Below are 24,530 nucleotides of genomic sequence, written 5' to 3'. Positions count from 1 at the left end.
TTCAGAAAAGTGGAGGTTGGGATGCGAGCAAAGAACTATTTTGTCGGCGCGGCGTTCGCGCTGTTGGCAAGCGGCATGGCTCATTCGGCCCTGGCGGAAGACATCAAGATCGGCGAGATCAACAGTTATTCGTTGCTTCCGGCGTTCACCGAGCCCTATCGCAAGGGCTGGCAGCTCGCGGTCGAAGAGATCAACGCAGCCGGCGGCATCAACGGCAAGAAGCTCATCGTCGTGTCCAAGGACGACGGCGGCAAGCCGGCGGATGCGCAGACCGCGGCCAACGAGCTGGTGTCGAGCGAGGGCGTGGCGATGCTGACGGGTACGTTCCTGTCGAACATCGGTCTTGCGGTCAGCGACTTCGCCAACCAGAAGAAGGTGTTCTTCCTGGCGGCCGAGCCGCTGACGGACGCCATCACCTGGTCGAAGGGCAACAAGTACACGTTCCGACTGCGCCCCTCCAATTACATGCAGGCGGCGATGCTGGTGGAAGCAGCCAGCAAGCTGCCGGCAAAGCGCTGGGCGACGATTGCGCCGAACTATGAATACGGCCAGTCCGCGGTCGCGGTGTTCAAGAAGCTGATGTCGGAGAAGCGGCCCGACATCCAGTGGGTCGACGAGCAGTGGCCGCCGCAGGGCAAGATCGACGCCGGCCCGGTGGTGCAGGCGGTTGCCGCGGCAAATCCCGAAGCGATCCTCAACGTCACCTTCGGCGCGGACCTCGTGAAGCTCGTGCGTGAAGGCAACACCCGCGGCCTGTTCAAGGGACGCGAGGTCGTCTCGTTCCTCACCGGCGAGCCCGAATATCTCGACCCGCTCAAGGAGGAGACGCCAGAGGGCTGGATCGTCACCGGCTATCCCTGGTACTCGATCAAGACGCCCGAGCACGACGCGTTCCTGAAGGCCTATCAGGCCAGGTACAACGACTATCCGCGCCTCGGCTCGATCGTCGGCTACCAGACCATCAAGTCGGCGGCGGCGATCCTGGCGAAGGCCAATTCGACCGATCCGGAGAAGCTGATCACTGCGGCGGAAGGGCTGTCGATGCCGTCGCCGCTGGGCGAGATCACCTTCCGCAAGATCGATCACCAGTCGACGCTCGGTGCCTATGTCGGCAAGACCGCGCTGAAGGACGGCAAGGGCGTGATGGTGGACTCGTCTTACAAGAAGGGCGCGGATTATCTGCCAAGTGATGCCGAAGTCGAGAAGCTGCGTCCGAAGGATTGATCTCCGCTGCCGTAGGGTGGGTTAGCCGGAGGCGTAACCCACCACGGTCTGTACCCGCAGAACCAGAAGAGGTGGGTTACGCTGCGCTAACCCACCCTACGAAGCTCTCTCTCCCCGCAAGCGGGGAGAGGTGATGCAACACTAACCCGGACCGCCGATGGCCTTTTATGTCGTACAGTTTCTGACCGGTCTCGCCAGCGCAGCGTCGCTGTTCCTGGTGGCGTCGGGCCTGTCGATCATCTTTGGCGTGACGCGGATCGTGAATTTCGCGCACGGCGCCTTCTACATGATTGGTGCCTATATCGCCTTCACGCTCACCGAGCGCCTATCGGGGACGTTCGGCTTCTGGGGCGGGATCGTCATCGCTGCGCTTGCCGTGGCGGTGATCGGCGTCATTGTCGAGATGGTGCTGCTCCGGCGGATCTATCACGCGCCCGAGCTGTTCCAGCTGCTTGCGACCTTCGGCCTGACCTTGATGGTCGAAGACCTCGTCGTCCTGATCTGGGGCCCGGACGATCTCGTCGGGCGCCGTGCACCCGGCTTCAAGGGGGCGATCGACTTCTTCGGCCAAAACATCCCGAGCTATGATTTATTCCTGATCGTGCTCAGCCCGGTCGTGCTCGGCATTCTCTGGCTTTTGTTTCAGCGCACGCGCTGGGGCGTGCTGGTGCGCGCAGCGACGCAGGACCGCGACATGGTCGCAGCGCTCGGCGTCAATCAGAAATGGCTGTTCACGAGCGTGTTTGCGGTCGGCGTTTTCCTCGCCGCTCTCGGCGGTGCGCTCCAGATCCCACGCGATGCCGTGCATCATGCGATGGATTTGCGCATCATCGTCGAGGTCTTCGTTGTCGTGGTGATCGGAGGCCTCGGCAGCATCATCGGTGCTTTCGTCGCGGCGGTGCTGGTCTCCGAGCTCAACGCCTTCGGCATCCTGATCTTTCCCAAAATCTCCATCATCCTGGTGTTCCTGGTGATGGCGGCGGTGCTGATCGTGCGGCCCTGGGGCCTGTTCGGCAAACCAGAGGCCCCCGCGCGCAAGACGCCGGGTCTCACCGTCAATCCCTGGCGGCCGCTGACGTCGAATGAGCGGCTGGCTGCGCTTGCAGCGCTCGTCATCGCAGCGACGCTGCCGCTGTTCGCCGGCAACTATGCACTGACCGTCGGCTCGGAGATCGCGATCTCCGTGATCTTCGCCGTCAGCCTGCACTTCCTGATGTCGGTCGGCGGGCTCGCGTCCTTTGGCCACGCCGCCTATTTCGGCCTCGGCGCTTACGGCGTCGCTTTCCTCGCCAAGATGGCGGGGCTGCCGATGATCGTCTGCCTGTTGCTCGGTCCGCTGCTCGGCTGCATGGGCGCTGCCGTGTTCGGCTTCTTCGCGGTACAGCTCTCGGGCGTCTATTTTGCGATGCTGACGCTCGCCTTCGCGCAGATCGTCTGGTCGATCGCGTTCCAGTGGGTGAGCGTCACCGGCGGCGACAACGGCATCCTGGGCGTCTGGCCCGCGAGCTGGGCCGCGAGCCCATCGCATTTCTATTGGCTGTCGCTCGGTGTTGCTGCGCTCGTGACGATCGCTTTGCGGGCAATGGTGTTCTCGCCATTCGGCTATGCGCTGAGAGCAACGCGCGACTCGCTGCTGCGCAGCGAAGCGGTCGGCATCAACGCCAAGCGCATCCAGTGGACGGCCTTCGTGATCGCGGGCACGACCGCGGGCATCGGCGGCGCGCTGTTCGCCTACCTCAAGGGTAGCGTCTTCCCGGACAATCTCGGCATCTCGCTCTCGGTCGATGCGCTGGTCATGGTGCTGCTCGGCGGCGTCGAGACGGTGTCGGGCGCGGTGATCGGCGCCATCGTCTACAAGGCCTTGAACATCTGGCTGGTCAGCCAGACCGATCTGTCAAAACTCGTGCTCGGCGGCTTCATCGTTCTGATCGTCGTCGTCTTCCCCAAGGGCATCGTCGGCATGCTGGAGATGCTGGCGCAGCGCCGCAGGAAGGCATCGCCGCCGGGCTCCCCCTTGCTTGCCAAGCCGGTCGAGTCCGCCGAATGAGCGTCGCCCCCCCACTTCTCGCGGTCGAAGGACTGACCAAATCCTACGGCGGCGTCCACGCCGTGCGCGGCGTCTCGTTCTCGCTGCGATCAGGCGAGATCCTGGCGCTGATCGGACCGAACGGCGCGGGCAAGAGCACTTGTTTCGATATGCTCAACGGACAGAACAAGCCTGACACCGGCCACGTCCGCCTGCTCGGCGAGGACACAACCGGCAGGAAGCCGCGCGAGATCTGGCGGATGGGCGTGGGCCGCACCTTCCAGATCACCGCGACCTTCGCGACCATGACGGTGCGCGAGAATGTGCAGGTCGCGCTGATCTCGCATGGCAAGCAGCTGTTCAATCTCTGGGGCTCGGCGCCGAACTTCGACCGCGGCGAAGCCGGGCGACTGCTCGAACTGGTCGGCATGGGCGGCTATGCGGATCGCCCTTGTGGCGAGCTTGCCTATGGCGATCTCAAGCGGCTCGAGCTCGCCGTCGCGCTCGCCAACCAGCCAAAGTTGCTGCTAATGGACGAGCCGACCGCCGGCATGGCGCCGCGCGAGCGCGTCGATTTGATGCGACTGACCGCGCAGATCGCCCGGGAAAAATCGATCGGCGTTCTCTTCACCGAGCACGACATGGACGTGGTGTTCGAGCACGCCGATCGCATCATCGTGCTCAACCGCGGCACGCTGATCGCCGAGGGCTCGCCGGCCGAGGTCCGCGGCAATCCGCAGGTGCAGGCGGTCTACCTTGGCGAGGGCCTGCTATACGATGCCGGGCATCGCGAGGGAGCATCGGCATGAAGCTCACGGTGCAAGACCTCAATAGTCATTATGGCCCGGCCCATATCCTGTTCGACATCGGCTTCGAGGTCGGCGAGGGGGAAGTCGTGGCATTGCTCGGCCGCAATGGCGCCGGCAAGTCGACGACGTTCCGCTCGATCGTCGGGCTCGTCGCGCAGCGCTCAGGACGGATCATGTTCGAAGGCAAGGATGTCTCGGCGCGTCCAACGCATGAGATCGTGCGCGATGGGCTTGGTTACGTGCCGGAGGAGCGGCGTATCTTCACCGATCTGACGGTGGAAGAGAATCTGGAAGTCGGCCGCCAGCCGAAGCGCCCGAACGCGCCGCACTGGACCCGCGACAAGCTGTTTTCGCTGTTCCCCAACCTCGGCGAGATGAAAAATCGCCCGGGTGGCCGCATGAGCGGCGGCGAGCAGCAAATGCTCACCATCGCACGCACGCTGATGGGCAATCCGTCGCTGGTGCTGCTCGACGAGCCCTCGGAAGGCCTGTCGCCGAAGATCGTGGAGCAGATGGTTGAGGCCATCCTGACCATGAAGAAGGAGGGCGTCAGCATCGTCGTCTCCGAGCAGAATCTGCACTTTGCGCGGCTGATCTCCGATCGCGCCTATATCATCGAGCGCGGCCGCATCTGTTTCGGCGGCACCATGGCCGAGCTCGATGCGCGTCCGGATATCCGCGACGCACATTTGTCGTTGTAGGGGGCGGGGAGCGGATGGCGAGAAGCGTCGCGGCGAAGAAAAGCGTCAAACCGGCAAAGCCGCCTTACGTGCTCGATGAGCAGGTTGGCTTCATCCTTCGACAGGTCTGGCAGCGTCACAGCGCGATCTTCTCTCGCGAGATCGGCACCAATATTACGCCGACGCAATGGGCGGCGCTGTCGAAGCTCGCCGAGGCCGGGCCATGCTCGCAGAACCAGCTCGGGCGCCTGACGGCGATGGATGTGGCGACCATCAAGGGCGTGATCGATCGTTTGACGGCGCGCGGCCTGACCGAAACCAGCCAGGATCCCGAGGACGGACGGCGGCTTCTGGTCAGCCTGACGCGCGCGGGCCAGCAGCTGGCGGAAAAGGTCGCGCCGAATGCGCTCGCGATCACCCGGGAGACGCTGGCGCCGCTCGAGGCAAAGGAGCGCGAGATGCTGATGGCGCTGTTGAACAAGCTGCGGTGAGGCGCGACTAACCTCGATGAAGGTCTTGTCGAGGTTTTTCGGTATGAGAGCGGCGACGCAGTTTGCGACGGTTCTGAGTATGAGCGCGGTGCTTGCGGGCCAGTGTGCTCCAGCCCTCGCGGCGCAAGCCTATGAGGGGTTCTGGGCGTCAACCAAAAAGGATTGCCGCGACCAGGACAGCGCCAACCGCATGAGCATCGAGGGCGGCAACCGCCTCTATTGGTACGAGACCAGGTGCCGCGCCAGCGAGATCACCGCCGATGGAAAGCTCAGCTGGAAAATGAAGCTCGCCTGCGAAGGCGAGGGCGAGAAGTATCGCTCTAGTCCCCGGGTTTCCATTGCCGCTGATGGCAAGCTGGTGATGGACAACAGCCCGGTCGGGCAAGGCAAGCGCCAGACCTACGTGCGTTGTGAAATCGCTAAGCGCCGTTGATTGGGTGATCTGCTTTTCCCGAGGGACCGCGCGGAGCGGCGAGCCGCTCCGGCTGCGTCACTTCGCCACCACCTCCGGCACCCTGCCGGCCGGCGGAGTGTTGCGGCTGCGCTGGGTGCGCACGATACCGTCGATGATGGTCATGCCGATGCCGGGCAGGTCGCCGAGCTGGACGCTCTCCAGGATGTTCTTGCCGGCCGAATGCTGCGCCTTGTCCATGATGACGAAATCGGCGGAACGGCCGACTTCGATCAGGCCGCAATCCAATTCGCGCATCCGCGCGGTGTTGCCGGTGGCAAGGCAAAACGCGACCTCGGCCGGCAGGTCGCCAAGCGAGGACAGCATCGACACCATGCGGAGAATGCCGAGCGGCTGCACGCCGGAGCCGGCCGGCGCGTCGGTGCCGAGGATGACGCGGTGCAGATCGCCCATCTCGCGCGCGATGCGCAACGTGAACAGCGCCGAGCGCTCGTTGCCATTGTGGACGAGCTCGAGGCCGCGCTTGCAACCCTCGCAGATGCAGCGGATCTGGTCGTCGGGAAGCGCGGTGTGGCCGCCATTGATGTGGCCAACCACGTCCGTGTCGGCCTCCAGCACCACGTCCTTGTCGATCAATCCGGAGCCGGGGATCGAGGGACCGCCGGTGTGGATCGTGCTCTGGATGCCGTATTTGCGGGCCCAGCCGACCATTTTTCGCGCTGTGGGGCCGTCCTTGACGCCGCCCAGGCCCACTTCGCCGAGCAGCTTGACGCCGGCTGCGGCCAACTCCTTGAAGTCCTCCTCCACCATCTCGCACTCGATCACAGGCGCGCCGGCGTGAACCTTCACGCCGCCAGGCCGCAGATTCCAGAATGCGCGCTGGGCGAAGATTGCCATCGCCTTCAACCCGACGACGTCGCGCGGGCGGCCGGGCATGTGCACCTCGCCGGCGGAAATCATCGTGGTGACGCCGCCATGCAAATTGCTGTCGATCCAGCCGATCTGGTTCTGGCGCGGCGTCCAGTCGCCCGCAACTGGGTGGACATGGCTGTCGATCAGGCCGGGCGCCACCGTGGTGCCGTTGGCCTCGACGATGGTGGTCGCGCCTTCGGCGTTGAGGTCCTTGAAGCGGCCGATCGCGGTGATCTTGCCGTTCTCGGCGACGATGGTGTCGCCGTCCAGGATCGGCTTTTCCAGCGCGCCGGACAGGATCAGGCCGATATTGCGGATCACGAGCTTCGAGGGTCCGGCGGCCTGGGGTGCGTCATGCGCCATGGAATGGGTCCTTATCCTTAACTGCAACGCTTCCGATCTTGGGCAGCCTTGACCCCGGGATCAAGCCGGATTATTCATTAGTATACAAATGATCGTGTACAAACGACGCATAGCTGCCGCCTTGAAAACCGCCACGACACACCACGGAAGGGTGAGATGAGCAATTTCAATCAGGAAGCCGTTTTGAGCGTCCACCACTGGACCGACACGCTATTCTCCTTCAAGACCACCCGCAGCCCGACCTTCCGCTTCCGCAACGGCGAATTCACCATGATCGGCCTCAAGGTCGGCGAGAAGCCGCTGCTGCGGGCCTACAGCGTCGCCAGCGCCAATTACGAGGACACGCTGGAGTTCTTCTCGATCAAAGTGCCGGACGGCCCGCTCACCTCCCGGCTCCAGCATCTGAAGGAAGGCGACGAGATCATCGTCAGCCGCAAGGCCACCGGCACGCTGGTGATCGACAATCTGGAGGACGGCCGCAACCTCTACCTCATCGGCACGGGCACGGGCCTTGCGCCGTTCCTAAGCGTGATCAAGGACCCCGAAACCTACGAGCGGTTCGAGAAGGTCGTGCTGCTGCACGGTTGCCGGCACGTGAAGGAGCTCGCCTATGGCGAGATGATCACGGAGACGCTGCCCAAGGACGAGCTGATCGGCGAGTACATCCGTAGTCAGTTGATCTACTATCCGACCGTGACGCGCGATCCCTTCCGCAATCGCGGCCGCATCACCGACCTCATCACCTCGGGGAAGCTGTTTTCCGACATCGGCCTGCCGGCCTTGGAAGCCGCCCACGACCGCGTCATGATCTGCGGCAGCCCGGCGCTGGTGGCGGATACCCGCGTGCTCCTCGGCGAGCGAGGGCTTGTCGAGGGCAATCACGGCGAGCCGGCCCAATTCGTGGTCGAAAAGGCCTTCGCCGAACGCTAGGCCCGGAATTTTCGCGCAATAAGACCGTATTTTCGCCGCCGGACGCCCGTTGCGGCGCCGATTCGGCGCGCGATACACTGTGGGAACGAATCAGCGGAGTTCCCACATGGTTGCGGACAGCGACAGCAACATCGCCTGGCACCGGGTTCAGTTGAAGAAGAACCGCGCCGAGCTGAAGGCGCTCGAGACCGCGCGCTTCACGATGGGCGAGATCGCGTCTTCGAAACGGAACGGCCAAACCCAGAAGGCGGTCGGGGAACTCAGGCGCAAGATCGCGCAATCCGAGCGCGCCATCGCCGATCACGACAAGCGCACGCGCCGTCCGCTCACCACCGACCTGCAAAGCCTCAGCAAGGGCAGCTGGAGCAATTGGGACGCCTACACCAACCAGCAGCAGCGCAAGATCAGCCCGCGTTCGCCGGGGCGGGGGTAGATTCGTCTCTCTACGCCTGCACCGCCGAAGCGCAGGTTCCGCACCCCTTGCGCGGGCGGCGTCGTGCACCATCTCGGTGAGACGCCATCAACCGCTTCGGTGATCACATGGCGCCACGCCTCGATTTCACCAGCGAGGCCTTCTTTCGCGATCCACCCAGGGCGATCGCGACGTTGCGCATGTCCGGTGCTGTTGTCGCGGTGCGATTTCCTCTCGTCGGCGATGTCTGGATCACCACGACCTATGAGGCCGCGGCGCAAGTCCTGAAGGAGGGCAGCAATTTCACGCTGCGCAAGGAGGATGGCGACGTCGCAGGTTTGCGCTGGTGGATGCCGAACTACGTTAGAACCATCGCCAACAACATGCTGACGATGGACGAGCCTGACCACACAAGGCTGCGCAGCATCGTGGACGAGGCGTTCCGACGCCGCGCGATCGTCGCGATGGAGCCGCGTATCCGCGCCATCGCGGAGGGTCTCGCCGACGAGCTGTTCTTGGCAGGAAGCCCGGCCGATCTCGTCCAGCGCTATGCCCGCATCCTGCCGCTCGCGGTGATCTCCGAGCTGCTTGGGTTGCCGTTGGCCGATCGCCCTCGCTTCATCGCCTGGGCCAATACGATGTCCTCGCTCACGAACGTCGCCAGCTTCTTCCGGCTGCTGTTCGCGTTCCGCAAGATGCGAGCCTACCTCGAACGGCAGCTTCAGATTGCGCGCGCGCGGGGCGGCGAGGGCCTGATCTCGGAGCTGGTCCAGGTCGAGCGCGAGGGCGGCCAGATCACGCCGGACGAAATGGTGTCGATGGTGTTCCTGCTGCTCGCGGCGGGCTCCGAGACCACCACGCATCTCATCAGCGGTTCCGTCTACGAGCTCCTCAGAAATCCTGGCGTCCGCGACTGGCTGGCACAGGACTGGAGCCGCGTCGGGCTTGCGGTGGAGGAATTCCTGCGCTTCGTGTCGCCGGTGCAGTTCTCCAAGCCGCGCTATGTGAGGCGGGATATCGAGCTCGCGGGCGTGCGTCTCAAGAAGGGCGATCGCGTCATGGTGATGCTCGCCGCGGCGAACATGGACCCGGCGGCGCATGATCGTCCCGACAGCCTCGATCTCGCGCGCAAGCCGAACCGTCACATTTCCTTCGGAACGGGCATCCATTTCTGCCTCGGTCATCAACTTGCCCGGATCGAGGCAGCGTGTGCCTTGCAAGCGCTGTTTGTGCGATGGCCGAAACTTGGTTTTGCTGTGGACGTGTCTCAGATCCACTGGCGCAAGCGACCGGGCATGCGTGCGATCGCGAACCTCCCTGTCGTGCCCGACGGCCACGGAGCACAGGCGACAGCGTCAGCTGGATCGATGACGGTTCGTTCCCAGCCAGTGGCCTGCTGAGACTTACGCCTTGCGGAAAATTTTCTCTGCACTCGTCGGTAGGAACGGCATGCCGTTGCTCTAGTTGTTTTTGCGACATCGAAAGCCGCGATGAGTTCCTCCGGTCGATGTCGCAGATCAACAACAGGAGACAGCATCATGACCGGCAAGATGCCACCTGTTCCGGCCGAGAACCAAAGCCCAAAGGGAACCGGCGACAGCAAGCAAGTGTCCTCGACTGCCCCGCACGGCCAGCAGCGTGCGCAAAATCCAGACCAGCAAGGGCAGCAGGGCAACATCAAGCAGAACACCACCAACCAAGGCTATCAGCAGGATCGCTGAGGAAGTGACATGTCGACATCCACCAAGACACCGAACAGCATCCGTCAGGGCGGACCTGGCGCTTCGCATGAGAATGCGAAGGCACCGCTCGAAGTGAAGAAGCCACCGGCGGACGACCCGCAGCGCAACCACAGCCGCGTCTCCGGCGGAGGTGGCGAGCACGATTCACACCACAGGCATGACGAGGCCGGAAAGGGCGGAGGCAGGTGAGGCATGACCAATAGGCAACCCAAACTCTACGCACCGACCGAAAAGGATCTGCACGAAAATCCCCTGATCGGCGGATCGAAGGGCGCAACGATGGCCGGTATCTCGCCTGAGGACCTCGAGGACGCCCTGGGCGAGAACACGATCGAAGGCGACGTCGAGAACGACGTGAACGCCACTGGCGGCATCGACAAGGACGTCGCGCGCAGTGGCACGCACCGACGAGACCGATAGCTCCGGAGGACGAGCATGCAAGGCAAGAAGACCCACGAGCAACAGGTTCGCATCCTCGAGCGCAAGCCGGATGTTCCAGACGCGCGAGAGCTTGACCAAGCCATCGGCCACAATCCGGAGGACACGGCCGTCCATCGCGCGCGACCCGAGGCGCGGCAGAGTGAATTTCCGGTGAGCCGGGGCGGCCTCAACCAGGAGAGCGACCACAACAAGCACAACGACACCGGCCAGAGCGGCCACAAGCCCCCGAAACCGACGCCGGCCCAGCAGAAGCACTGAGCCTCACGGGCGATCAAAGCAAGAGGAGAAAAAGATGCCAGGTGGTCATGGCAGCAAGACGCATTTCAGATCGGGCATGCACGGCAAGGGCGACGGCACCGGCGCCATGACGGACGTGTCCAAGGACAAGATCGGCGACAACATGGTCCTTTCGAACCGCGACAAGAAGCAGCATTCGGACATTCGCGGCATGGACGGCAAGTCGATCCAGACGGATCAATATCAGGATCACTCGGCCAACCGACTCGATGAGGAGCCGGGCAGCGACGAGACCTGAGAGCGGCGCTCCTTTCCGCTGAACTCGCGGACCGGTTTTCAGCCGGTCCGCTTTTTTGCCGGCCCGAGATCGCGCTCCCAGCCGAACACGGAGCGGCCGTCGAGATCGGGCGAGGCGGCACGCTCTCCGGCGATGAACGTATCGACCGATGGCCCGTGCGCGGTGCGCTCCAGCCGCCGCGCCTGGTCGTCGAGGCGCTTGATCGCCTGCATCTCTTCCTCGCGCCCGAGCTTTGCGTTCTGAATCGCTCCCTTCAGCACGCGAATGGTTTCGTCATAGACCTTGATTGGAACAGGGTAGGGATGCCGGTCCTTGCCGCCGTGGGCAAGCGAGAAGCGGGCGGGATCGTTGAAGCGGTAGGGCGCGCCGTGCACGACTTCGGCGACCATCGCCAGCGAACGCACCGTGCGCGCGCCAACGCCGGGCGTCAGCAGCAGCTCCGGAAAGTCGACCGGGCCGCGCTCGGCCGCGGCCGCGAGTGTGCCGTGCAGGCGGCGCGCGAACACATCTTTTGGCCGGACGTCGTGATGCGCGGGCATGATCAGGTGCGGCAGCATCGCCTGCGCGGGCTCTGGCGCAGTCCCGGTGAGCCGCTCGAATTCGGAAAGAATGCGATCGGGGCCGAGATCACTCAACAGTTCGAGCTGCGCGGAGCGCGAGATATCAGCGCGATGATCGGTGAGGTTGACGATCTCGCCTTGCAGCGGCCCGTCGATCGCGCTGTGCGGTGAGTCGACAAAACTCTTCAGTGCCTCGGAATGCCAATGATAGCGGCGGGCCTGCCGCTTGTCGCCGTTCATGCCCTGCTGCACCACCGTCCATTTGGCGTCGGCGGTGACGAAGAATCCGTGCAGGTAGAGGTCAAAGCCGTCCTGGACCGCGGCGCTGTCAACCTTCGCAACGAGGCGACTCGCACGCGTGAGCATTGCGCCGTCGAAGCCGACGCGGTCGCCGAGCTGCATCAGTTCGTCCGGGGTCTTGCGCGAGTGCTGGCCGCGCCCGCCGCAGACGTAGATTCCGAGCTCATCCTGCAGCGGGCCCAAACCCCGCTTCAGCGCGCCAATCACCGACGTCGTGATGCCGGAGGAGTGCCAGTCCATTCCCATTACGGCGCCGAAGGACTGGAACCAGAACGGGTGCGAGAGCCGCTGGAGGAATGCATCGCGCCCGTAATGATGGACGATCGCCTGCGTGACGATCGCGCCGAGCGAAGACATGCGGGTGGCCAGCCAGGGTGGAACCCGGCCGGTGTGAAGGGGAAGATCGGCGCTGCCGGTCCGTCGAGTCATGATTGACCACAAATAGCGCAGTTCGGCGATGATTGCACCAGAGGGATGCTGCGTTGCACAGAGCGGGGGAGCGAACCACGCTGCGACGCGTTGAACGGCAAGCGCGAATGCAAATACGGGGACTTTAATGAATCGGCAGACCCTTTTGGCCGACATCGACAGGATGTTCGGGTGGATACCGTCGTGGTTCGTCGGCCTGTGTCTGGTCGTTGGCGCGATCCTGATGGCCCTGTCGATCTACCGTCTCGCGGTTTGGCTGTTCAACCGCGCGTTCGGAACCCGTCTCCCGCTCCTGAGCGTGTTCATCGAACGCACGGCGGGCCCTGCTCAGCTGGCCGTCTGTCTTGCCGCCGTGGCGTTGGTGCTGCCGCTCGCGCCGCTGGACGACGCCTTCCGCACGCCGCTGACGCGCCTGTTCGTCGTTGCTTTCATCGCGCTGATCGGCTGGATCTCGATCCGGATCGTGGATATGAGCGCGGCACGGTATCTCCTGAACTTTCGCGACGTCACCGAGAATTTCGTCGCGCGCAAGCACGTCACCCAGGTCCGCGTCTTCAAGCGCGTAACCGATATCATCATCGTCATCATCACAGTGTCTACCGCGCTGATGACGTTCGACTCGGTCAGGCAATATGGCGTCAGCCTGTTCGCCTCCGCCGGTGCCGCAGGTATCATCGTCGGTCTTGCCGCCCGGCCGCTGCTGAGCAATCTGATCGCGGGCATGCAGATCGCGATCACACAGCCGATCCGCATCGAGGATGCCGTGATCATCGAGAACGAGTGGGGCTGGGTCGAGGACATCGCCTCGACCTATGTCGTGATCCGGCTGTGGGACTGGCGCCGCATGGTGGTGCCGCTGTCCTATTTCATCGAAAAACCATTCCAGAACTGGACCCGCGACACCGCGTCCCTGATCGGCGTGATCGCGCTCCACGTCGACTACCGCGCGGACGTTCCGCGGATCCGGCGCTGGCTGGAAGAAGCAGTGAAGGAATCCAAGCTCTGGGACGGCGAGGTGGTCAATCTCCAGGTGATCGACGCGGATGCTCGCACCATCGAGCTTCGCGCCCTCGTCAGCGCCAGGAACGCGCCACAGTCCTGGGACCTGCGCTGCGAGATGAGAGAGAAGCTCATCGCCTTCATCCGCGACGAGATGCCGGAAGCGCTGCCGCGCGAGCGCGCGATCCTGATCCCGTCGGGGGGAGGCGACGATGACGCCGATTTCGTGCGGCGTCCCGCGCCGCCGGAGAAGAGGCGGGCGAGCGCACGCAATTGACCTACTCGCGCGCCGCCTTCGTCGCGCCGCGCAAGCCCGCTCGCTGCTGGATCGTGTCGAGCGCGCCGGTCCTCATGCGAAGCACCTCATTGCGCGCGGATGTCGGCGGCCTTCAGCACCGGCTCCCATTTGGTCGCCTCGGCATGCATGTAGGCGTCGAAATCCTTGGAGGAGGAGCCGACCGGGGCTGCGCCGATCTTGCCGAGCGTCGACAGTACGTTCGAGTCCTGCAACGCCGCCTTCAGATCGGTTTCGAGCTTCGCCACGATCTCCGGCGGCATTTTCGCCGGGCCGAGAACGCCCCACCAGACGGAGACGTCGTAACCCGGCACACCCGACTCGGCGACGGTCGGAACATTGGGCAGCGCCTTGGAGCGTTCGGCCGAGGTTACTGCGAGCGCGCGCACCGGGCCGCCTTCGATCTGGCTGATGGCTTCTGCAAGTGGATTGATGCTGAGCGGGATGTCGCCGGCGATTACGGCGGTCAGCGCGGGGGCGCCGCCCTTGTAAGGGATCGCGACGATCTTGGTGCCGGACATATATTTCAATAGCTCACCGGCGAGATGCGCCGAGGTGCCGTTGCCCGACATGCCGTAGGAGAGCTTGTCAGGGTCCTTCTTCGCCGCAGCGAGGAGATCGCCGAGCGTCTTGCAGGGGCTGTCTTTGGCGACGACGATCGCGAGCGGCGAGGAAGCGACTTCGGTGATCGCGGTAAAATCCCTAAACGTGTCGTAGGGCACGCTCGGATAGATGAACTGATTGAGGAGATGACCGCTCGCGACCAGGATCAGCGTGTATCCGTCGGGGGCGGCTTGCGTCAGCGCCTGCGAGGCGACGATGCCGCCGGCGCCGGGACGGTTGTCGATCACCGGCTGCTGGCCCCAGGTTTTCGCCAATGCCTGTGCGAGCGTGCGCGCGAGCACGTCGACCGCGCCACCGGCGGCATAAGGGACAAGGATGTGAACCGGCTTGCTCGGATAGTTGTCGGCGGCCTCGGCGCCGCCGCCTCCCAGCAGCAGACCGGCACCCAGCATCAAGCTGCCGATCTTCTTGTTCAAACCCAGCATTTCCAGCACTCCTTGCGGGCGTCTGCGCGCGGACCCGTCGGTCTTTCGAGCCGTCCGGACGCCGCCTATGGTGCTTGTTGACGAGACCTGATCTTTTGTACGATAGTACAAATCACATGACGCGCAACCCCGCCAGCAAGGAAACGGCCCGCAAGCCGAACATGCGCGAGGCAATTCTCGCCGCGGCCGAGGAGCTGTTCGCCACCAACGGCTTCAACGCCGTGTCGGTCCGCGATATCGCACAGGCCGCCGGCGCCAATCCCGGCAGCGTCACCTATCATTTCAAGACCAAGGACGGCCTGCTGCTGGAGATCTATCGGCGCCATTGCGGGCCAATGAATTTGCGCCGTTCCGAGCTGCTCGCGGCCGCCAAACGCGTGCGCGATCTCCAGGACCGGCTCGAAGCGGTGGTGCGGGCCTATGTCGTGCCGGCCTTCACCTCGGGCAGCGATCTTGCCGGGGGCGGAGCGCGGTTCACGCGGCTGCGCGCGGTGATGTCTGCGGAGGGCAATGAGGTCGCGCGGAAAATCATCGCGCAGACGTTTGACGACACCAGCCACGCCTTCATCGACGCGATCCACGAAAGCCTGCCGCACGTTTCGCGCACCGACATCGTCTGGCGCAGCCACTTCCTGCTCGGCGCGCTCTACTACTCGCTGGTGACGCCGGATCGCGTCTCGCGCTTGTCGCGCGGCGAGGCCGACGGCAGCGATGCCGCAAGCGCCATCGAACAATTGGTGCAAGCCACCGTGGCCGCGTTCCAGGCGCCGGCGCTCGATCAGGCTGCACCGGCACGGCGACGACCGGTCGTCAGCAGCAAGACTTGAACACTCGGTCTCGTTCGGCGGTTTATCCGATGGCAATGATGTACACACCGACCATCCCGCCGCCCGATCCGAACACGCGCACGCCGAAGTTCAAGCTGCCGAAGTTGGCTTGCGATGCGCATTGCCACATCTTCGGGCCCGGCGCGACATACCCTTACGCGCCGGTCCGTTCCTACACGCCGCCCGATGCGCCGCTCGCCGATTTCCGCACGCTGCATGCCAAGCTCGGCGTCGAACGTGCCGTCATCGTCAATGCCAGTGTGCATGGCACCGATAACACGGTGGCGCTCGACGCCATCGCGCAGAGCAACGGCGCCTATCGCGCGGTTGCCAATATCGATGACACCATCACGGAGCGCGGGCTCCGAGTGCTGCACGAGGGCGGCTTCCGCGGCTGCCGCTTCAATTTCGTCCACCATCTCGGCGGCGTTCCCGACAAGCGTGTGTTCGACCGCATCGTCGCGATGGTCGCGCCGCTCGGCTGGCACATCGACCTGCATTTCGACGCGATCGATCTGCCTGAATATGCGGACATGCTGACAAGGCTGCCGCTGAGCTACACGATCGACCATATGGGACGGGTGAAGGCGTCCGAAGGGCTCGATCAGCTTCCGTTCAAGATCCTGATCGAGCTGATGCAGCGCGACGAGAAGTGTTGGGTCAAGATCTGCGGATCGGAGCGGGTGTCATCGGCCGGTCCGCCGTTCACCGACGCCGTGCCATTCGCGCGAAAGATCGTCGAGACCGCGCCCGACCGCGTCATCTGGGGCAGCGATTGGCCACATCCCAACGTCAAGGCGATGCCGAACGACGGCGACCTCGTCGACCTGATCCCGCTGTTCGCGCCGGAGCCGGAGTATCAGCAGAAGATCCTCGTCGATAATCCAGCGCGGCTGTTCGAGTTCGAGCGATGACGGCGCTGGCGATCGACAAGCCGCGTGGACGGGCCTGGTGGAAGGAGCTCTGGATCCAGGTGCTCATCGCCATGGCCGCCGGCGTCGCGCTTGGGATCGTCAATCCCGAGGCGGGCGCCAGGATGCAGCCTTTGGGCGACGCCTTCATCAAGGCGATCCGGATGCTGATCGCACCGATCATCTTCTGCACGGTCGTCCATGGCATTGCCCATATGGCCGACATGGCGCGGGTGGGCCGCGTCGCGGTCAAGGCGATCGTCTATTTCGAGATCATGACCACGATTGCGCTGATCATTGGCCTTGTTGCGGTGAACTTGCTCAAGCCCGGCGTCGGCATGAACATCGATCCAGCCACCATCAATGCCAGCGCGATCGAACCCTATGTCAAGCAGACCGGCGTGATCGGCTTCGTGCCGTTCCTGATGAACATCGTGCCCGCGACGTTCATTGGCGCCTTTGCCGAGGGCAACATCCTCCAGGTGCTCTTCATCGCCGTACTGTGCGGATTTGCGCTGGTGCAGCTCGGCGAGCGCGCCGCGCCGCTGGTCTATCTCATCGACATCGCCGCCAAAATGGTATTCACCGTCGTCGGCTTCGTGATGTGGGCGGCGCCGATCGGCGCCTTTGGCGCCATCGCCTTCACGGTCGGCAAGTTCGGCGTGGGATCGCTGGCCTCGCTCGGCAAGCTGCTGGGCGGCTTTTATCTCACCTGCGTGATCTTCATCGTCGTGGCGCTCGGTCCAGTCGCGCGGCTGTGCGGCTTCTCGCTGCTGAAGTTGATCCGCTACATCTGGGAAGAGTTGCTGATTTGCATCGCCACGACGTCGTCCGAGACAGTGCTGCCGCGGATGCTGACCAAGCTGGAGCAGGCCGGCTGCGAGCGCAGTGTCGTCGGCCTCGTAATCCCGACCGGCTATTCCTTCAATCTCGACGGCACCTGTCTCTACCTCGCCGCCGCCTCGGTGTTCCTGGCGCAGGCGACCAACACGCCGCTCGGGCTCACCGAACAGATCGAGCTGCTTTTGATCCTGCTCGTGACTTCCAAGGGCGCGGCGGGCATCGCGGGCGCCGCCTTTGTCGTGCTGGCGACAACGCTGTCCGCCACCGGCAGCATTCCGGTGACGAGCGTGGCGCTCGTGCTCGGCATCCACCGCCTGATGTCGCAGGGGTTGACGCCGACCAATCTGATCGGGAACGCGGTCGCGACGATCGCGATTGCCAAATGGGAAGGCGCGCTCGATCACGAGCGCCTGCGACGGGTGCTCGACGGCGAGGAGCCCGCGGCCGCGGCTCGATGAATTTATGACGTTGACGAACAGAAGAGGGGAGTTTGTCCCATGAAAACAGGTCTCGTGATCACGGCCCATCCGGGCGATTTCGTCTGGCGCGCTGGAGGTGCCATCGCGCTGCATGCGAAGAAGGGCTATCGCATGAAGATCGTCTGCTTGTCCTTCGGCGAGCGCGGCGAGAGCCAGTTCGCCTGGAAGGAGAAGGGCGCGACGCTGGAATCGGTCAAGGCCGGCCGCAAGGACGAGGCGGAGCGTGCTGCAAAACTGCTCGGCGCCGAGATCGAGTTCTTCGACTGCGGCGACTATCCGCTGAAGCTGACCGAGGCGCATTTCAACCGCATGGTCGACATCTACCGCGAGCTCAATCCGAGCTTCGTGCTGACGCATGCGCTGGAGGACCCCTATAATTTCGACCATCCGAACGCGGCGCATTTCGCGCAGGAAACCCGCGTGGTCGCGCAGGCGATGGGCCACAAGCCCGGCGCGGAGTACAAATACTCTGCACCGCCGGTGTTTCTGTTCGAGCCGCACCAGCCGGAGCAATGCAATTACAAGCCGGACCTGCTCCTCAAGATCGACGAGGTCTGGAAGGGGAAGTACGAGGCGTTCCAGGTCCTCGCTGCGCAGAAGCATCTATGGGGCTATTACGAGCGCGTCGCGCTCAACCGCGGCATCCAGGGCAGCCGTAACACCGGCGTGCCGATGACCTATGGCGAGGCCTATCAGCGGCTGTTCCCGACGGTAGCGGAGGAGCTGGCATGAAGCCCGTCGTCGTTCGTAACATCAAGCGCGCCGATCCCGCCGCCATGGCGGAGTACGGCGTCTCGACCGTGCACGAGGCCTATGGCCGGCTCGGCCTGATGAAGCCGTATTTGCGGCCGGTCTGGGCTGGCGCCGCGATTGCCGGTCCCGCCGTCACTGTGCTGGCGCAACCCGGCGACAACTGGATGATTCATGTCGCGGTCGAGCAGTGCAGGAAGGGCGACATTCTCGTCGTCGGCTGCACCACCGACAACACCGACGGCATGTTCGGCGAGCTGCTCGCAACCTCGCTGCAGGCGCGCGGCGTGCAGGGGCTGATTATCGATGCCGGCTGCCGCGACGTCAAAGCGCTGCACGAGATGAACTTTCCAGTGTGGTCGCGCGCGGTCTCGGCGAAGGGCACGGTGAAGGCGACGCTTGGCTCGGTCAATGTCCCCGTGGTCTGCGCCGGCGTCAACGTCGATCCCGGCGACATCGTCGTGGCCGATGACGACGGCGTCGTGGTCGTGCCGAAGCGCTACGCAGCCGAGGTCGCCGAGAAGGCGAAGAAGCGCAACGCCGACGAAGGCGGCAAGCGCAAGCGGCTGGCTTCGGGCGAGCTGGGCCTCGACATGTACAGCATGCGTGAGGCCTTGGCGAAAGCGGGGCTCGTTTACGTCGACGATCCCGAGGATGTCTGAGCGTAGTATTTTTTGAGCATGATCTATTCGGAAAACCGCTTCACACTTTTCCGGATCATGCTCTCGAGAAGCGGAGTGGGCCGATGGATCGTCTCAAGCTGAAGGCCGTGCTCGGCAGTCACCGCCATGTCGAGGCGGTGAAGAGCGGCGAGCTCCGCTCCGACCGCTTCGACCTCGACTTTATCGAATACACGCCGACCAACACTGCGTTCAAACCGATGGTGCGCGAGCAGGCCTTCGACGTCTGCGAGATGGCAATCGTCACCTATCTGATGGCGAAGGCGCATGGCAAGCCGCTGGTGCTGCTGCCTGCAGCCATGCTCGGCCGCTTTCAGCACTCCTACGCGCTCTATAATCCTGCGCGTGGAACGCTTGGGCCGTCCGATCTGGAAGGCAAGCGCATCGGCATCCGCTCCTTCACGACCACGACCGGAGCCTGGATCAGGGGCATCCTCGCCAACGACTACGGCGTCAACCTCGGCAAGATCCGCTGGGTCACCTTCGAGGATCCGCACGTCGCCGAATATGTCGACACCACCGAGCGCGCGCCGAAGGGCAAGAAGATCTTGCAGATGCTGCTCGACGGCGAGCTCGACGCCGTCCTCGGTGAGGCCTCGAGCGATCCGAAACTGAGGCCGCTGTTCCCCGATCCGGCCGCGGAAGCCGCCATATGGTACGCGCGCCGCAGCGTGGTCCCGGTCAACCATCTCGTGGTCGTGACCGAGCAGCTGGCGAAATCGCGTCCTGACGTGGTTTCGGGCGTCTATGATCTGCTCAAGCAAAACAAGGCGCAGGCGGGGCCTGCGGCAACGCCGGACCTTGTTCCGTTCGGAATCGAAGCGAACAGAAGGTCGCTGGAGCTGATCGTCGACTACGCGTTCCAGCAGGCGCTGATCCCGCGCCGCTATGCTGTCGAGGAGCTGTTCGACGCAACAACACGAGGACTGAACTGATGGCGGGCGATCCCAGGCGATGGCAGATCGGACTGGTCGGTTACGGCGAGGTCGGCAGGATCCTGGCCGAGGATTTGCGCCAGCAGGACATCACGGTCACAGCCTTTGACATCAAGCTCGGGGGCGAGCAGGGCGCACCGCTGATGGAGCATGCGGCGAAATTCGGTGTGGCGCTGGCGGTGTCTCACGCCGAGCTGGCCGCGAAGTCCGATTTCATCATCTCCGCGGTCACGGCGAGCCAGGCCGTGCCGGTGGCAGAGGCCTGCGCGGCCGCGATCAATCAAGGCACCTGGTTCCTGGATTTCAATTCGGCGTCTCCCGGCGCCAAGCAGTGCGCTGCCGCGCTGATCGATGGGGCCGCCGGACGTTATGTCGAGGGCGCGGTGATGACGTCGGTGCCGCCTTATCGCATCAAGGTGCCGTTGCTGCTCGGTGGTCCCGACGCCAGGGAACTCGAGCCGCTCTTGAACGCGATCGGTTTTGCGGCAAAGGTTGCGAGCGACAAGCTCGGGGTTTCCTCGGCGGTGAAGATGTGTCGCAGCATCATGATCAAGGGCCTGGAAGCCATGGTGATCGAGAGCTTCACCACCGCGCGCGCCTATGGCGTCGAGGATGCGGTACTGGCTTCGCTGGCGGAAACCTTTCCCACGATCGATTGGGAGAAGCAGGGCGCTTATTGCTTCCAGCGCGTGATCGAGCATGGCCGCCGCCGCGCCGAGGAAGTACGCGAGGTCGCCGAGACCGTGCGTGAAGCGGGGCTGACGCCGTGGTCCGCGCAGGGCACCGCCGAGCGGCAGGCCTGGGTGGCGGACCTCGCCGATGAGGGCCTGTTCGGAACGAAAGGCACCAAGGAGTTCGCCTGCAGCGCTGATTGGCGCACCGAGGCGGACCGAATCCTGGCGAAGATCAATCGCGAGAGCTAGGGCGGCTCCTGCTCAGGACTTTGCCGTGCGACTGCCGGTGAGCTCGTCGCGGGCGCGTTCGATCAACGCCATCAGGTCTTCCGTCTTGCGGGCCAGCCGATCATTCGCGGCTTCGGTCCGGAATTCTGCGCGGATCGATCGAATACACTTGTCGGCGGTATCGAGCGTCAGGAGCATGCGCGTTAGCTCATCCTGTGTCCGGACGCCCGCCAGATCGAGGTCCGACAGGACGTGCCCGATGCCGTCGAGCCGCTTCACCGCGGCCTCGCTGGGCGTTCTCGCTCGATTGGATTGGTGCTCGATGCCGCTGAATGCGCTGAACATGTCGATGCTTCCCCGTTGAATGCAGACATCAGTGCCGATCCTACTATGACGGGCACCGCGGGACTTGCAATGTGCGCAGCTATCGAGAATCAGCAAGAATCTACTATCCGGGAATCTACCGGATTCGGAATTGCGGAACGATGGGCGGTAACATCGAACGGAAGCTGCGGGGGAATCAGACGCCCTTCAATGCAGATATGCATTGAGAGCGGATCAGGAACCAGGGCGAAATAGAGTGGGCCGTTGCCGTGCAAAAGTCTGTCGGCCGCTCTTGAAGCCCATCACGATATCCGGCAGCTCGGCGATGGCGAAGCGGCTGTCTTGCGTGTCGAGCACAACGAGATCGGCCGGATTCCCAACCTCGATGCCGTAATCCCCGAGGTTCATCAGCCGCGCCGGCAGCTCGGTCACGAGATCAAGGCAGGTATCGAAGTCGTTGACCGAGGCATGCGCGACGTTGGCGTAGAAATTCGCCATTCGCAGCAGTGAGGCATCACCGAACGGCGTGAAGGGATTGAGCACGTTGTTGGTCGCGATCGAGCACAGCACGCCGTCGCCGGCGAGCTTGTGGACGAGCGTCAGCCCGCGTGGCACGTTGTGGGTCGCCTCGCGCCCCATCAAATAGAGATCGGTTGCCGGCAGCACGGTGACGGCTACGCCGGCCTTCTCCAGTTGCGCAGTGGCGGCCCTCAGCCGCTCCGGTGGCAGTGCGGAGAGCTTCGTCGCATGGCCGATTGCCACGCGGCCCCCGTAGTTGCGCCGCTCGGTCTGCCGGCAGACCTCGTCGAGGTGCCACCAGGAGGGATTGAGATCAAAATCGAGATGGAGATCGACGTCCACGTCGAACGCCTCGGCGAGGTCGAAGATGCGTGCGAGATGGGCGTTCGGATCGGTGTCCGTGTAAGGACAGCCGCCGATCACCGCGCCCCCGTCGCGCAGCGCCTGGATCAGAAGCTCCTCGCTGCCGGGATCGTTGGTGAGGCCTTCCTGCGGAAAGACACAGAGCGACAGGTCGATCGCCCAGGCATAGTCACGCTTCAGCGCCTTCACCGCCTCGAAGCCGCGCAAGCCGATGCGCGGATCGATCTCGACGTGGGTTCGCATGCGCGTGGTGCCGTGGACGATGGCACGTTCGAGCACCCGGGCGCCGCGCGCGTAGACGTCCTCGACCGAGAAATCCTTCTTCATCCCGGAGACGGCGCGGATCGCTTCGGAGACGCTGCCGTGATCATGCCCGCAGCGGCCTAGCAGGCAGGCTTTATCGAGATGGATGTGGCTGTCGACGAAGCCGGGCAGGGCGAGACGCCCGCCGACATCGACCTCAACGGCCTCGCAGGCGAGCGTCGGTTCGATGGCGGTGATCCGGCCGCGCGTGACGCCGATGTCCATCGGGTCGGCGGCACCACGCAGCAAGGCGTTGCGAAAGATGAGGTCAAAGGCGGGTTGCGTTGTCATGGCTCTTGGGGAAGGAATTTAGTGCATTCGGCCGCGTTTGGCGGCTCCAGATTGTCGGCAGTGTAGCGACGGAAATGTTCAAAATATATGCACGTATTCCCCGAGAGCGGCGTTAGTATTCCGCAACCCCGGGAGAATGACCATGTCCGCTACCGCAAAAGCCGAAGCCGGTCCGTCGTCCGACGCCGAGATCGTTGAAGCCTATCTCACGGCGTCGATGATCCCCGATCCGGACGCCGCGGCGGCCTATATGGCGCCGGGCACGGTGATCACCTTTACCGGCGGGCGCGAGTTCGATCATCCGCGGGGCCCGGCCGGGTTCAACGCCAAGCGCTACCGCTGGGTCAAGAAGAAGATGGATCGGTTCGACGTCTGCCCCGGCGACGGCGAGACCGTGGTCTATAGTGTCGGCACGCTCTACGGCGAATGGAAAGATGGGACCTCATTCGAGGGCAACCGCTACGTCGACCGCTTCGTGGTCCGGAATGGCCAGATCACCAAGATGGATGTCTGGAACGACAGCGCCGAGCGCATCCTGGTCCAGCGCGGTATCGATGCGTAAGCGCCATCCTGGCGCTTGAGCTGCCCTGACTCCACAGAGACAAACGGCCGGTCACCATATCGCAAGCCGCGATAGCTGGTAGACGCAAGCTCGTCTGGCGGCTGCCGCGCCCCTGCGTTATCAACGGTGCGATTGCTGCGCCCGGCATGGAGGCGCGAGCCTCCTCGAGGAGTTCCCAATGCGTTTACCCACTGTTGTCCTGGCCTTCACATGCCTTGCAACTGCCGCCTCCGCCGAAGACCTGTCGGGTACGCTTCAGAAAGTCAAAGAGACCAAGAAGATCACGCTGGGCTATCAGGAGGCTTCGGTCCCGTTCAGCTATCTCGATGGCAACCAGAAGCCGGTCGGCTTTGCCATGGATATCTGCCTTAGAATCGTGGATGCCGTAAAGAAGCAGCTCGGCATGCCCGACATCGCGGTCGACACTCTCGCCGTGACGTCGTCGAACCGGATTCCGCTGATGGTCAACGGGACGCTCGACCTGCATTGCTCGGCGACCACCAACAATGCCGATCGCCAGAAGCAGGTCGCCTTCACCAACACGCACTTCCTCAGCGCAACGCGATTTGCGGCCAAGAAAGCCGCAAAGATCAACACCATCGACGATCTCAAGGGCAAAGCGGTGACCGCGGTGGCCGGCTCGGTCAATTTGACGCAGCTCGCCAAGGTCAACACCGAGCGCAATCTCGGCATCAACGTGATGCCGGCCAAGGACCAGGCCGAGGCCTTCCTGTTGCTGGAAACCGACCGCGCCCAGGCCTACGCGCTCGACGACGTGCAGCTCGCGGTCGCGATCGCGCGCTCGAAGGAGCCGCAGCTGTTCATGATCAGCGAGGAGACGTTCTCGAAGCCCGAGCCTTACGGGATCATGCTGCGGCGGGAGGACGCGCCGTTCAAGGCGCTCGCCGACCGCGCGACTGCAGAGCTGTACGCCAGCCAGGAGATCGAGGTCCTCTACAAGAAGTGGCTGGAATCGCCGACGCCGCCGAACGGCCTCAACTACAACGTCCCGATGTCGGGCGCCTTGCGCAACGCCTTCAAGAAGCCGAGCTCCAGCTTCGATCCGGATGTGTACGTGGTCAACTGAGGCGAGGGCGCCAAGGCGCTGGTTGCAATCGGCTGCGTGTCATTGTGCCCTCGCCCCTTGCGGGAGAGGGCATCTCCGCTGGTGGACGCAGACTCGCTCGGGTGAGGGGTCTGTCTCCGCGGATAGATACCTCTCGTCCGGCGCT

The 24,530-nt window shown here is 63.9% G+C and carries 29 protein-coding genes; 24 read left to right on the top strand and 5 right to left on the bottom strand.

What is annotated here, in order from left to right; translation table 11 throughout:
• Positions 1-21 precede the first annotated feature (21 nt).
• The 6 genes from BRA1253DRAFT_RS06770 to BRA1253DRAFT_RS06745 all read left to right on the top strand — a co-directional run bounded on the left by BRA1253DRAFT_RS06770 (position 22) and on the right by BRA1253DRAFT_RS06745 (position 5,663).
• Positions 22-1,224 carry an ABC transporter substrate-binding protein gene (locus tag BRA1253DRAFT_RS06770; protein ID WP_007592452.1) on the top strand — a complete coding sequence of 401 codons (1,203 nt, stop codon included), beginning with the start codon at positions 22-24 and terminating at the stop codon, positions 1,222-1,224.
• A 157-nt stretch (positions 1,225-1,381) separates the two neighbouring features.
• Entirely contained in the window at positions 1,382-3,271 is a 1,890-nt protein-coding gene (locus BRA1253DRAFT_RS06765; protein ID WP_007592450.1) for an ABC transporter permease, read from the top strand.
• Positions 3,268-4,059: an ABC transporter ATP-binding protein gene (locus BRA1253DRAFT_RS06760; RefSeq protein WP_007592447.1), complete on the top strand. Its 792-nt coding sequence runs from the start codon at positions 3,268-3,270 to the stop codon at positions 4,057-4,059. Before BRA1253DRAFT_RS06765 ends, BRA1253DRAFT_RS06760 begins: the two co-directional genes overlap by 4 nt.
• The gene (locus BRA1253DRAFT_RS06755; protein ID WP_007592446.1) at positions 4,056-4,760 is read left to right on the top strand and encodes an ABC transporter ATP-binding protein; all 705 of its coding nucleotides are present in this window, start codon (positions 4,056-4,058) and stop codon (positions 4,758-4,760) included. The genes BRA1253DRAFT_RS06760 and BRA1253DRAFT_RS06755 overlap by 4 nt, the downstream gene beginning before the upstream one ends.
• A gap of 14 nt (positions 4,761-4,774) precedes the next feature.
• Complete coding sequence (locus BRA1253DRAFT_RS06750; protein WP_007592445.1) at positions 4,775-5,230, top strand: MarR family winged helix-turn-helix transcriptional regulator; 456 nt, start codon at positions 4,775-4,777, stop codon at positions 5,228-5,230.
• A 43-nt stretch (positions 5,231-5,273) separates the two neighbouring features.
• Positions 5,274-5,663 (top strand): hypothetical protein, encoded by a 390-nt coding sequence (locus BRA1253DRAFT_RS06745; protein WP_007592444.1) that lies wholly within the window; start codon positions 5,274-5,276, stop codon positions 5,661-5,663.
• Positions 5,664-5,720: 57 nt separating this feature from the next.
• Here BRA1253DRAFT_RS06745 and BRA1253DRAFT_RS06740 read toward each other — a convergent pair whose 3' ends face one another.
• Entirely contained in the window at positions 5,721-6,917 is a 1,197-nt protein-coding gene (locus tag BRA1253DRAFT_RS06740; RefSeq protein WP_007592442.1) for an amidohydrolase family protein, read from the bottom strand.
• A gap of 156 nt (positions 6,918-7,073) precedes the next feature.
• Here BRA1253DRAFT_RS06740 and BRA1253DRAFT_RS06735 point away from each other — a divergent pair, with 156 nt between their 5' ends.
• The 8 genes from BRA1253DRAFT_RS06735 (at position 7,074) to BRA1253DRAFT_RS06700 (ending at position 10,977) form a co-directional block, all read left to right on the top strand.
• Complete coding sequence (locus tag BRA1253DRAFT_RS06735) at positions 7,074-7,847, top strand: ferredoxin--NADP reductase (protein ID WP_007592440.1); 774 nt, start codon at positions 7,074-7,076, stop codon at positions 7,845-7,847.
• Between the two features lie 106 nt (positions 7,848-7,953).
• Positions 7,954-8,280, top strand: coding sequence for a hypothetical protein (locus BRA1253DRAFT_RS06730; RefSeq protein ID WP_007592438.1), 327 nt, complete (start codon positions 7,954-7,956; stop codon positions 8,278-8,280).
• 107 nt (positions 8,281-8,387) lie between these two features.
• Complete coding sequence (locus BRA1253DRAFT_RS06725; protein ID WP_007592436.1) at positions 8,388-9,659, top strand: cytochrome P450; 1,272 nt, start codon at positions 8,388-8,390, stop codon at positions 9,657-9,659.
• Positions 9,660-9,797: 138 nt separating this feature from the next.
• On the top strand, positions 9,798-9,980 hold the full coding sequence (locus tag BRA1253DRAFT_RS06720; protein WP_007592434.1) for a hypothetical protein: 183 nt from the start codon (positions 9,798-9,800) through the stop codon (positions 9,978-9,980).
• Positions 9,981-9,989: 9 nt separating this feature from the next.
• Entirely contained in the window at positions 9,990-10,190 is a 201-nt protein-coding gene (locus BRA1253DRAFT_RS06715; RefSeq protein WP_007592432.1) for a hypothetical protein, read from the top strand.
• Between the two features lie 3 nt (positions 10,191-10,193).
• Positions 10,194-10,421 (top strand): hypothetical protein, encoded by a 228-nt coding sequence (locus BRA1253DRAFT_RS06710; protein ID WP_035992886.1) that lies wholly within the window; start codon positions 10,194-10,196, stop codon positions 10,419-10,421.
• 15 nt (positions 10,422-10,436) lie between these two features.
• Positions 10,437-10,700, top strand: a complete 264-nt coding sequence (locus tag BRA1253DRAFT_RS06705) for a hypothetical protein (RefSeq protein ID WP_035992883.1) — start codon at positions 10,437-10,439, stop codon at positions 10,698-10,700.
• A 34-nt stretch (positions 10,701-10,734) separates the two neighbouring features.
• Positions 10,735-10,977 (top strand): hypothetical protein, encoded by a 243-nt coding sequence (locus BRA1253DRAFT_RS06700; RefSeq protein WP_007592431.1) that lies wholly within the window; start codon positions 10,735-10,737, stop codon positions 10,975-10,977.
• A 38-nt stretch (positions 10,978-11,015) separates the two neighbouring features.
• Here BRA1253DRAFT_RS06700 and BRA1253DRAFT_RS06695 read toward each other — a convergent pair whose 3' ends face one another.
• Complete coding sequence (locus tag BRA1253DRAFT_RS06695; RefSeq protein WP_007592429.1) at positions 11,016-12,266, bottom strand: DUF763 domain-containing protein; 1,251 nt, start codon at positions 12,264-12,266, stop codon at positions 11,016-11,018.
• Positions 12,267-12,393: 127 nt separating this feature from the next.
• Here BRA1253DRAFT_RS06695 and BRA1253DRAFT_RS06690 point away from each other — a divergent pair, with 127 nt between their 5' ends.
• On the top strand, positions 12,394-13,542 hold the full coding sequence (locus BRA1253DRAFT_RS06690; RefSeq protein WP_007592428.1) for a mechanosensitive ion channel family protein: 1,149 nt from the start codon (positions 12,394-12,396) through the stop codon (positions 13,540-13,542).
• An 86-nt stretch (positions 13,543-13,628) separates the two neighbouring features.
• On the opposite strand, the gene BRA1253DRAFT_RS06685 is transcribed toward BRA1253DRAFT_RS06690, so the two are convergent.
• Complete coding sequence (locus BRA1253DRAFT_RS06685; protein WP_007592427.1) at positions 13,629-14,609, bottom strand: tripartite tricarboxylate transporter substrate binding protein; 981 nt, start codon at positions 14,607-14,609, stop codon at positions 13,629-13,631.
• Positions 14,610-14,725: 116 nt separating this feature from the next.
• On the opposite strand from BRA1253DRAFT_RS06685, the gene BRA1253DRAFT_RS06680 reads away from it, so the two are divergent.
• The 7 genes from BRA1253DRAFT_RS06680 (at position 14,726) to BRA1253DRAFT_RS06650 (ending at position 20,957) form a co-directional block, all read left to right on the top strand.
• Positions 14,726-15,436: a TetR/AcrR family transcriptional regulator gene (locus BRA1253DRAFT_RS06680; RefSeq protein ID WP_007592425.1), complete on the top strand. Its 711-nt coding sequence runs from the start codon at positions 14,726-14,728 to the stop codon at positions 15,434-15,436.
• 29 nt (positions 15,437-15,465) lie between these two features.
• On the top strand, positions 15,466-16,350 hold the full coding sequence (locus BRA1253DRAFT_RS06675; RefSeq protein ID WP_007592423.1) for an amidohydrolase: 885 nt from the start codon (positions 15,466-15,468) through the stop codon (positions 16,348-16,350).
• Positions 16,347-17,648 carry a C4-dicarboxylate transporter DctA gene (gene dctA, locus BRA1253DRAFT_RS06670; protein WP_007592421.1) on the top strand — a complete coding sequence of 434 codons (1,302 nt, stop codon included), beginning with the start codon at positions 16,347-16,349 and terminating at the stop codon, positions 17,646-17,648. Before BRA1253DRAFT_RS06675 ends, dctA begins: the two co-directional genes overlap by 4 nt.
• A 39-nt stretch (positions 17,649-17,687) precedes the next feature.
• The gene (locus tag BRA1253DRAFT_RS06665) at positions 17,688-18,401 is read left to right on the top strand and encodes a PIG-L deacetylase family protein (protein ID WP_007592419.1); all 714 of its coding nucleotides are present in this window, start codon (positions 17,688-17,690) and stop codon (positions 18,399-18,401) included.
• On the top strand, positions 18,398-19,081 hold the full coding sequence (locus BRA1253DRAFT_RS06660; RefSeq protein ID WP_007592418.1) for a 4-carboxy-4-hydroxy-2-oxoadipate aldolase/oxaloacetate decarboxylase: 684 nt from the start codon (positions 18,398-18,400) through the stop codon (positions 19,079-19,081). Before BRA1253DRAFT_RS06665 ends, BRA1253DRAFT_RS06660 begins: the two co-directional genes overlap by 4 nt.
• A gap of 83 nt (positions 19,082-19,164) precedes the next feature.
• Positions 19,165-20,034, top strand: coding sequence for a hypothetical protein (locus BRA1253DRAFT_RS06655; protein WP_007592417.1), 870 nt, complete (start codon positions 19,165-19,167; stop codon positions 20,032-20,034).
• Positions 20,034-20,957, top strand: a complete 924-nt coding sequence (locus BRA1253DRAFT_RS06650) for an NAD(P)-dependent oxidoreductase (RefSeq protein WP_007592414.1) — start codon at positions 20,034-20,036, stop codon at positions 20,955-20,957. Before BRA1253DRAFT_RS06655 ends, BRA1253DRAFT_RS06650 begins: the two co-directional genes overlap by 1 nt.
• Before the next feature lie 12 nt (positions 20,958-20,969).
• On the opposite strand, the gene BRA1253DRAFT_RS06645 is transcribed toward BRA1253DRAFT_RS06650, so the two are convergent.
• Both BRA1253DRAFT_RS06645 and BRA1253DRAFT_RS06640 read right to left on the bottom strand, forming a co-directional pair.
• Positions 20,970-21,281, bottom strand: a complete 312-nt coding sequence (locus tag BRA1253DRAFT_RS06645; protein WP_007592412.1) for a hypothetical protein — start codon at positions 21,279-21,281, stop codon at positions 20,970-20,972.
• Positions 21,282-21,494: 213 nt separating this feature from the next.
• On the bottom strand, positions 21,495-22,736 hold the full coding sequence (locus BRA1253DRAFT_RS06640) for an amidohydrolase family protein (RefSeq protein ID WP_007592410.1): 1,242 nt from the start codon (positions 22,734-22,736) through the stop codon (positions 21,495-21,497).
• Between the two features lie 142 nt (positions 22,737-22,878).
• Between BRA1253DRAFT_RS06640 and BRA1253DRAFT_RS06635 the strand changes: the two genes are divergently transcribed.
• Positions 22,879-23,298, top strand: a complete 420-nt coding sequence (locus BRA1253DRAFT_RS06635; protein ID WP_007592408.1) for a nuclear transport factor 2 family protein — start codon at positions 22,879-22,881, stop codon at positions 23,296-23,298.
• A gap of 178 nt (positions 23,299-23,476) precedes the next feature.
• Positions 23,477-24,385 carry an amino acid ABC transporter substrate-binding protein gene (locus BRA1253DRAFT_RS06630; RefSeq protein WP_007592406.1) on the top strand — a complete coding sequence of 303 codons (909 nt, stop codon included), beginning with the start codon at positions 23,477-23,479 and terminating at the stop codon, positions 24,383-24,385.
• Positions 24,386-24,530: the final 145 nt, after the last annotated feature.

It is taken from the genome of Bradyrhizobium sp. WSM1253 (assembly GCF_000244935.1).
GTDB classification, from domain to species: domain Bacteria; phylum Pseudomonadota; class Alphaproteobacteria; order Rhizobiales; family Xanthobacteraceae; genus Bradyrhizobium; species Bradyrhizobium canariense.
This window is presented reverse-complemented; position numbering and strand designations above follow the sequence as displayed.

What these genes read in the sequence shown, in the direction of transcription:
- BRA1253DRAFT_RS06770 (WP_007592452.1), top strand. Translation starts at nt 22, where the DNA reads ATGCGAGCAAAGAACTATTTTGTCGGCGCGGCGTTCGCGCTGTTGGCA.
- BRA1253DRAFT_RS06755 (WP_007592446.1), top strand. Translation starts at nt 4,056, where the DNA reads ATGAAGCTCACGGTGCAAGACCTCAATAGTCATTATGGCCCGGCCCAT.
- BRA1253DRAFT_RS06675 (WP_007592423.1), top strand. Translation starts at nt 15,466, where the DNA reads ATGGCAATGATGTACACACCGACCATCCCGCCGCCCGATCCGAACACG.
- BRA1253DRAFT_RS06630 (WP_007592406.1), top strand. Translation starts at nt 23,477, where the DNA reads ATGCGTTTACCCACTGTTGTCCTGGCCTTCACATGCCTTGCAACTGCC.
- BRA1253DRAFT_RS06635 (WP_007592408.1), top strand. Translation starts at nt 22,879, where the DNA reads ATGTCCGCTACCGCAAAAGCCGAAGCCGGTCCGTCGTCCGACGCCGAG.
- BRA1253DRAFT_RS06730 (WP_007592438.1), top strand. Translation starts at nt 7,954, where the DNA reads ATGGTTGCGGACAGCGACAGCAACATCGCCTGGCACCGGGTTCAGTTG.
- BRA1253DRAFT_RS06645 (WP_007592412.1), bottom strand. Translation starts at nt 21,281, where the DNA reads ATGTTCAGCGCATTCAGCGGCATCGAGCACCAATCCAATCGAGCGAGA.
- BRA1253DRAFT_RS06650 (WP_007592414.1), top strand. Translation starts at nt 20,034, where the DNA reads ATGGCGGGCGATCCCAGGCGATGGCAGATCGGACTGGTCGGTTACGGC.
- BRA1253DRAFT_RS06735 (WP_007592440.1), top strand. Translation starts at nt 7,074, where the DNA reads ATGAGCAATTTCAATCAGGAAGCCGTTTTGAGCGTCCACCACTGGACC.
- BRA1253DRAFT_RS06700 (WP_007592431.1), top strand. Translation starts at nt 10,735, where the DNA reads ATGCCAGGTGGTCATGGCAGCAAGACGCATTTCAGATCGGGCATGCAC.
- BRA1253DRAFT_RS06660 (WP_007592418.1), top strand. Translation starts at nt 18,398, where the DNA reads ATGAAGCCCGTCGTCGTTCGTAACATCAAGCGCGCCGATCCCGCCGCC.
- BRA1253DRAFT_RS06655 (WP_007592417.1), top strand. Translation starts at nt 19,165, where the DNA reads ATGGATCGTCTCAAGCTGAAGGCCGTGCTCGGCAGTCACCGCCATGTC.
- BRA1253DRAFT_RS06715 (WP_007592432.1), top strand. Translation starts at nt 9,990, where the DNA reads ATGTCGACATCCACCAAGACACCGAACAGCATCCGTCAGGGCGGACCT.
- BRA1253DRAFT_RS06640 (WP_007592410.1), bottom strand. Translation starts at nt 22,736, where the DNA reads ATGACAACGCAACCCGCCTTTGACCTCATCTTTCGCAACGCCTTGCTG.
- BRA1253DRAFT_RS06760 (WP_007592447.1), top strand. Translation starts at nt 3,268, where the DNA reads ATGAGCGTCGCCCCCCCACTTCTCGCGGTCGAAGGACTGACCAAATCC.
- BRA1253DRAFT_RS06690 (WP_007592428.1), top strand. Translation starts at nt 12,394, where the DNA reads ATGAATCGGCAGACCCTTTTGGCCGACATCGACAGGATGTTCGGGTGG.
- BRA1253DRAFT_RS06750 (WP_007592445.1), top strand. Translation starts at nt 4,775, where the DNA reads ATGGCGAGAAGCGTCGCGGCGAAGAAAAGCGTCAAACCGGCAAAGCCG.
- BRA1253DRAFT_RS06745 (WP_007592444.1), top strand. Translation starts at nt 5,274, where the DNA reads ATGAGAGCGGCGACGCAGTTTGCGACGGTTCTGAGTATGAGCGCGGTG.
- BRA1253DRAFT_RS06710 (WP_035992886.1), top strand. Translation starts at nt 10,194, where the DNA reads ATGACCAATAGGCAACCCAAACTCTACGCACCGACCGAAAAGGATCTG.
- BRA1253DRAFT_RS06695 (WP_007592429.1), bottom strand. Translation starts at nt 12,266, where the DNA reads ATGACTCGACGGACCGGCAGCGCCGATCTTCCCCTTCACACCGGCCGG.
- BRA1253DRAFT_RS06720 (WP_007592434.1), top strand. Translation starts at nt 9,798, where the DNA reads ATGACCGGCAAGATGCCACCTGTTCCGGCCGAGAACCAAAGCCCAAAG.
- dctA (WP_007592421.1), top strand. Translation starts at nt 16,347, where the DNA reads ATGACGGCGCTGGCGATCGACAAGCCGCGTGGACGGGCCTGGTGGAAG.
- BRA1253DRAFT_RS06725 (WP_007592436.1), top strand. Translation starts at nt 8,388, where the DNA reads ATGGCGCCACGCCTCGATTTCACCAGCGAGGCCTTCTTTCGCGATCCA.
- BRA1253DRAFT_RS06680 (WP_007592425.1), top strand. Translation starts at nt 14,726, where the DNA reads ATGACGCGCAACCCCGCCAGCAAGGAAACGGCCCGCAAGCCGAACATG.
- BRA1253DRAFT_RS06765 (WP_007592450.1), top strand. Translation starts at nt 1,382, where the DNA reads ATGGCCTTTTATGTCGTACAGTTTCTGACCGGTCTCGCCAGCGCAGCG.
- BRA1253DRAFT_RS06665 (WP_007592419.1), top strand. Translation starts at nt 17,688, where the DNA reads ATGAAAACAGGTCTCGTGATCACGGCCCATCCGGGCGATTTCGTCTGG.
- BRA1253DRAFT_RS06705 (WP_035992883.1), top strand. Translation starts at nt 10,437, where the DNA reads ATGCAAGGCAAGAAGACCCACGAGCAACAGGTTCGCATCCTCGAGCGC.
- BRA1253DRAFT_RS06685 (WP_007592427.1), bottom strand. Translation starts at nt 14,609, where the DNA reads ATGCTGGGTTTGAACAAGAAGATCGGCAGCTTGATGCTGGGTGCCGGT.
- BRA1253DRAFT_RS06740 (WP_007592442.1), bottom strand. Translation starts at nt 6,917, where the DNA reads ATGGCGCATGACGCACCCCAGGCCGCCGGACCCTCGAAGCTCGTGATC.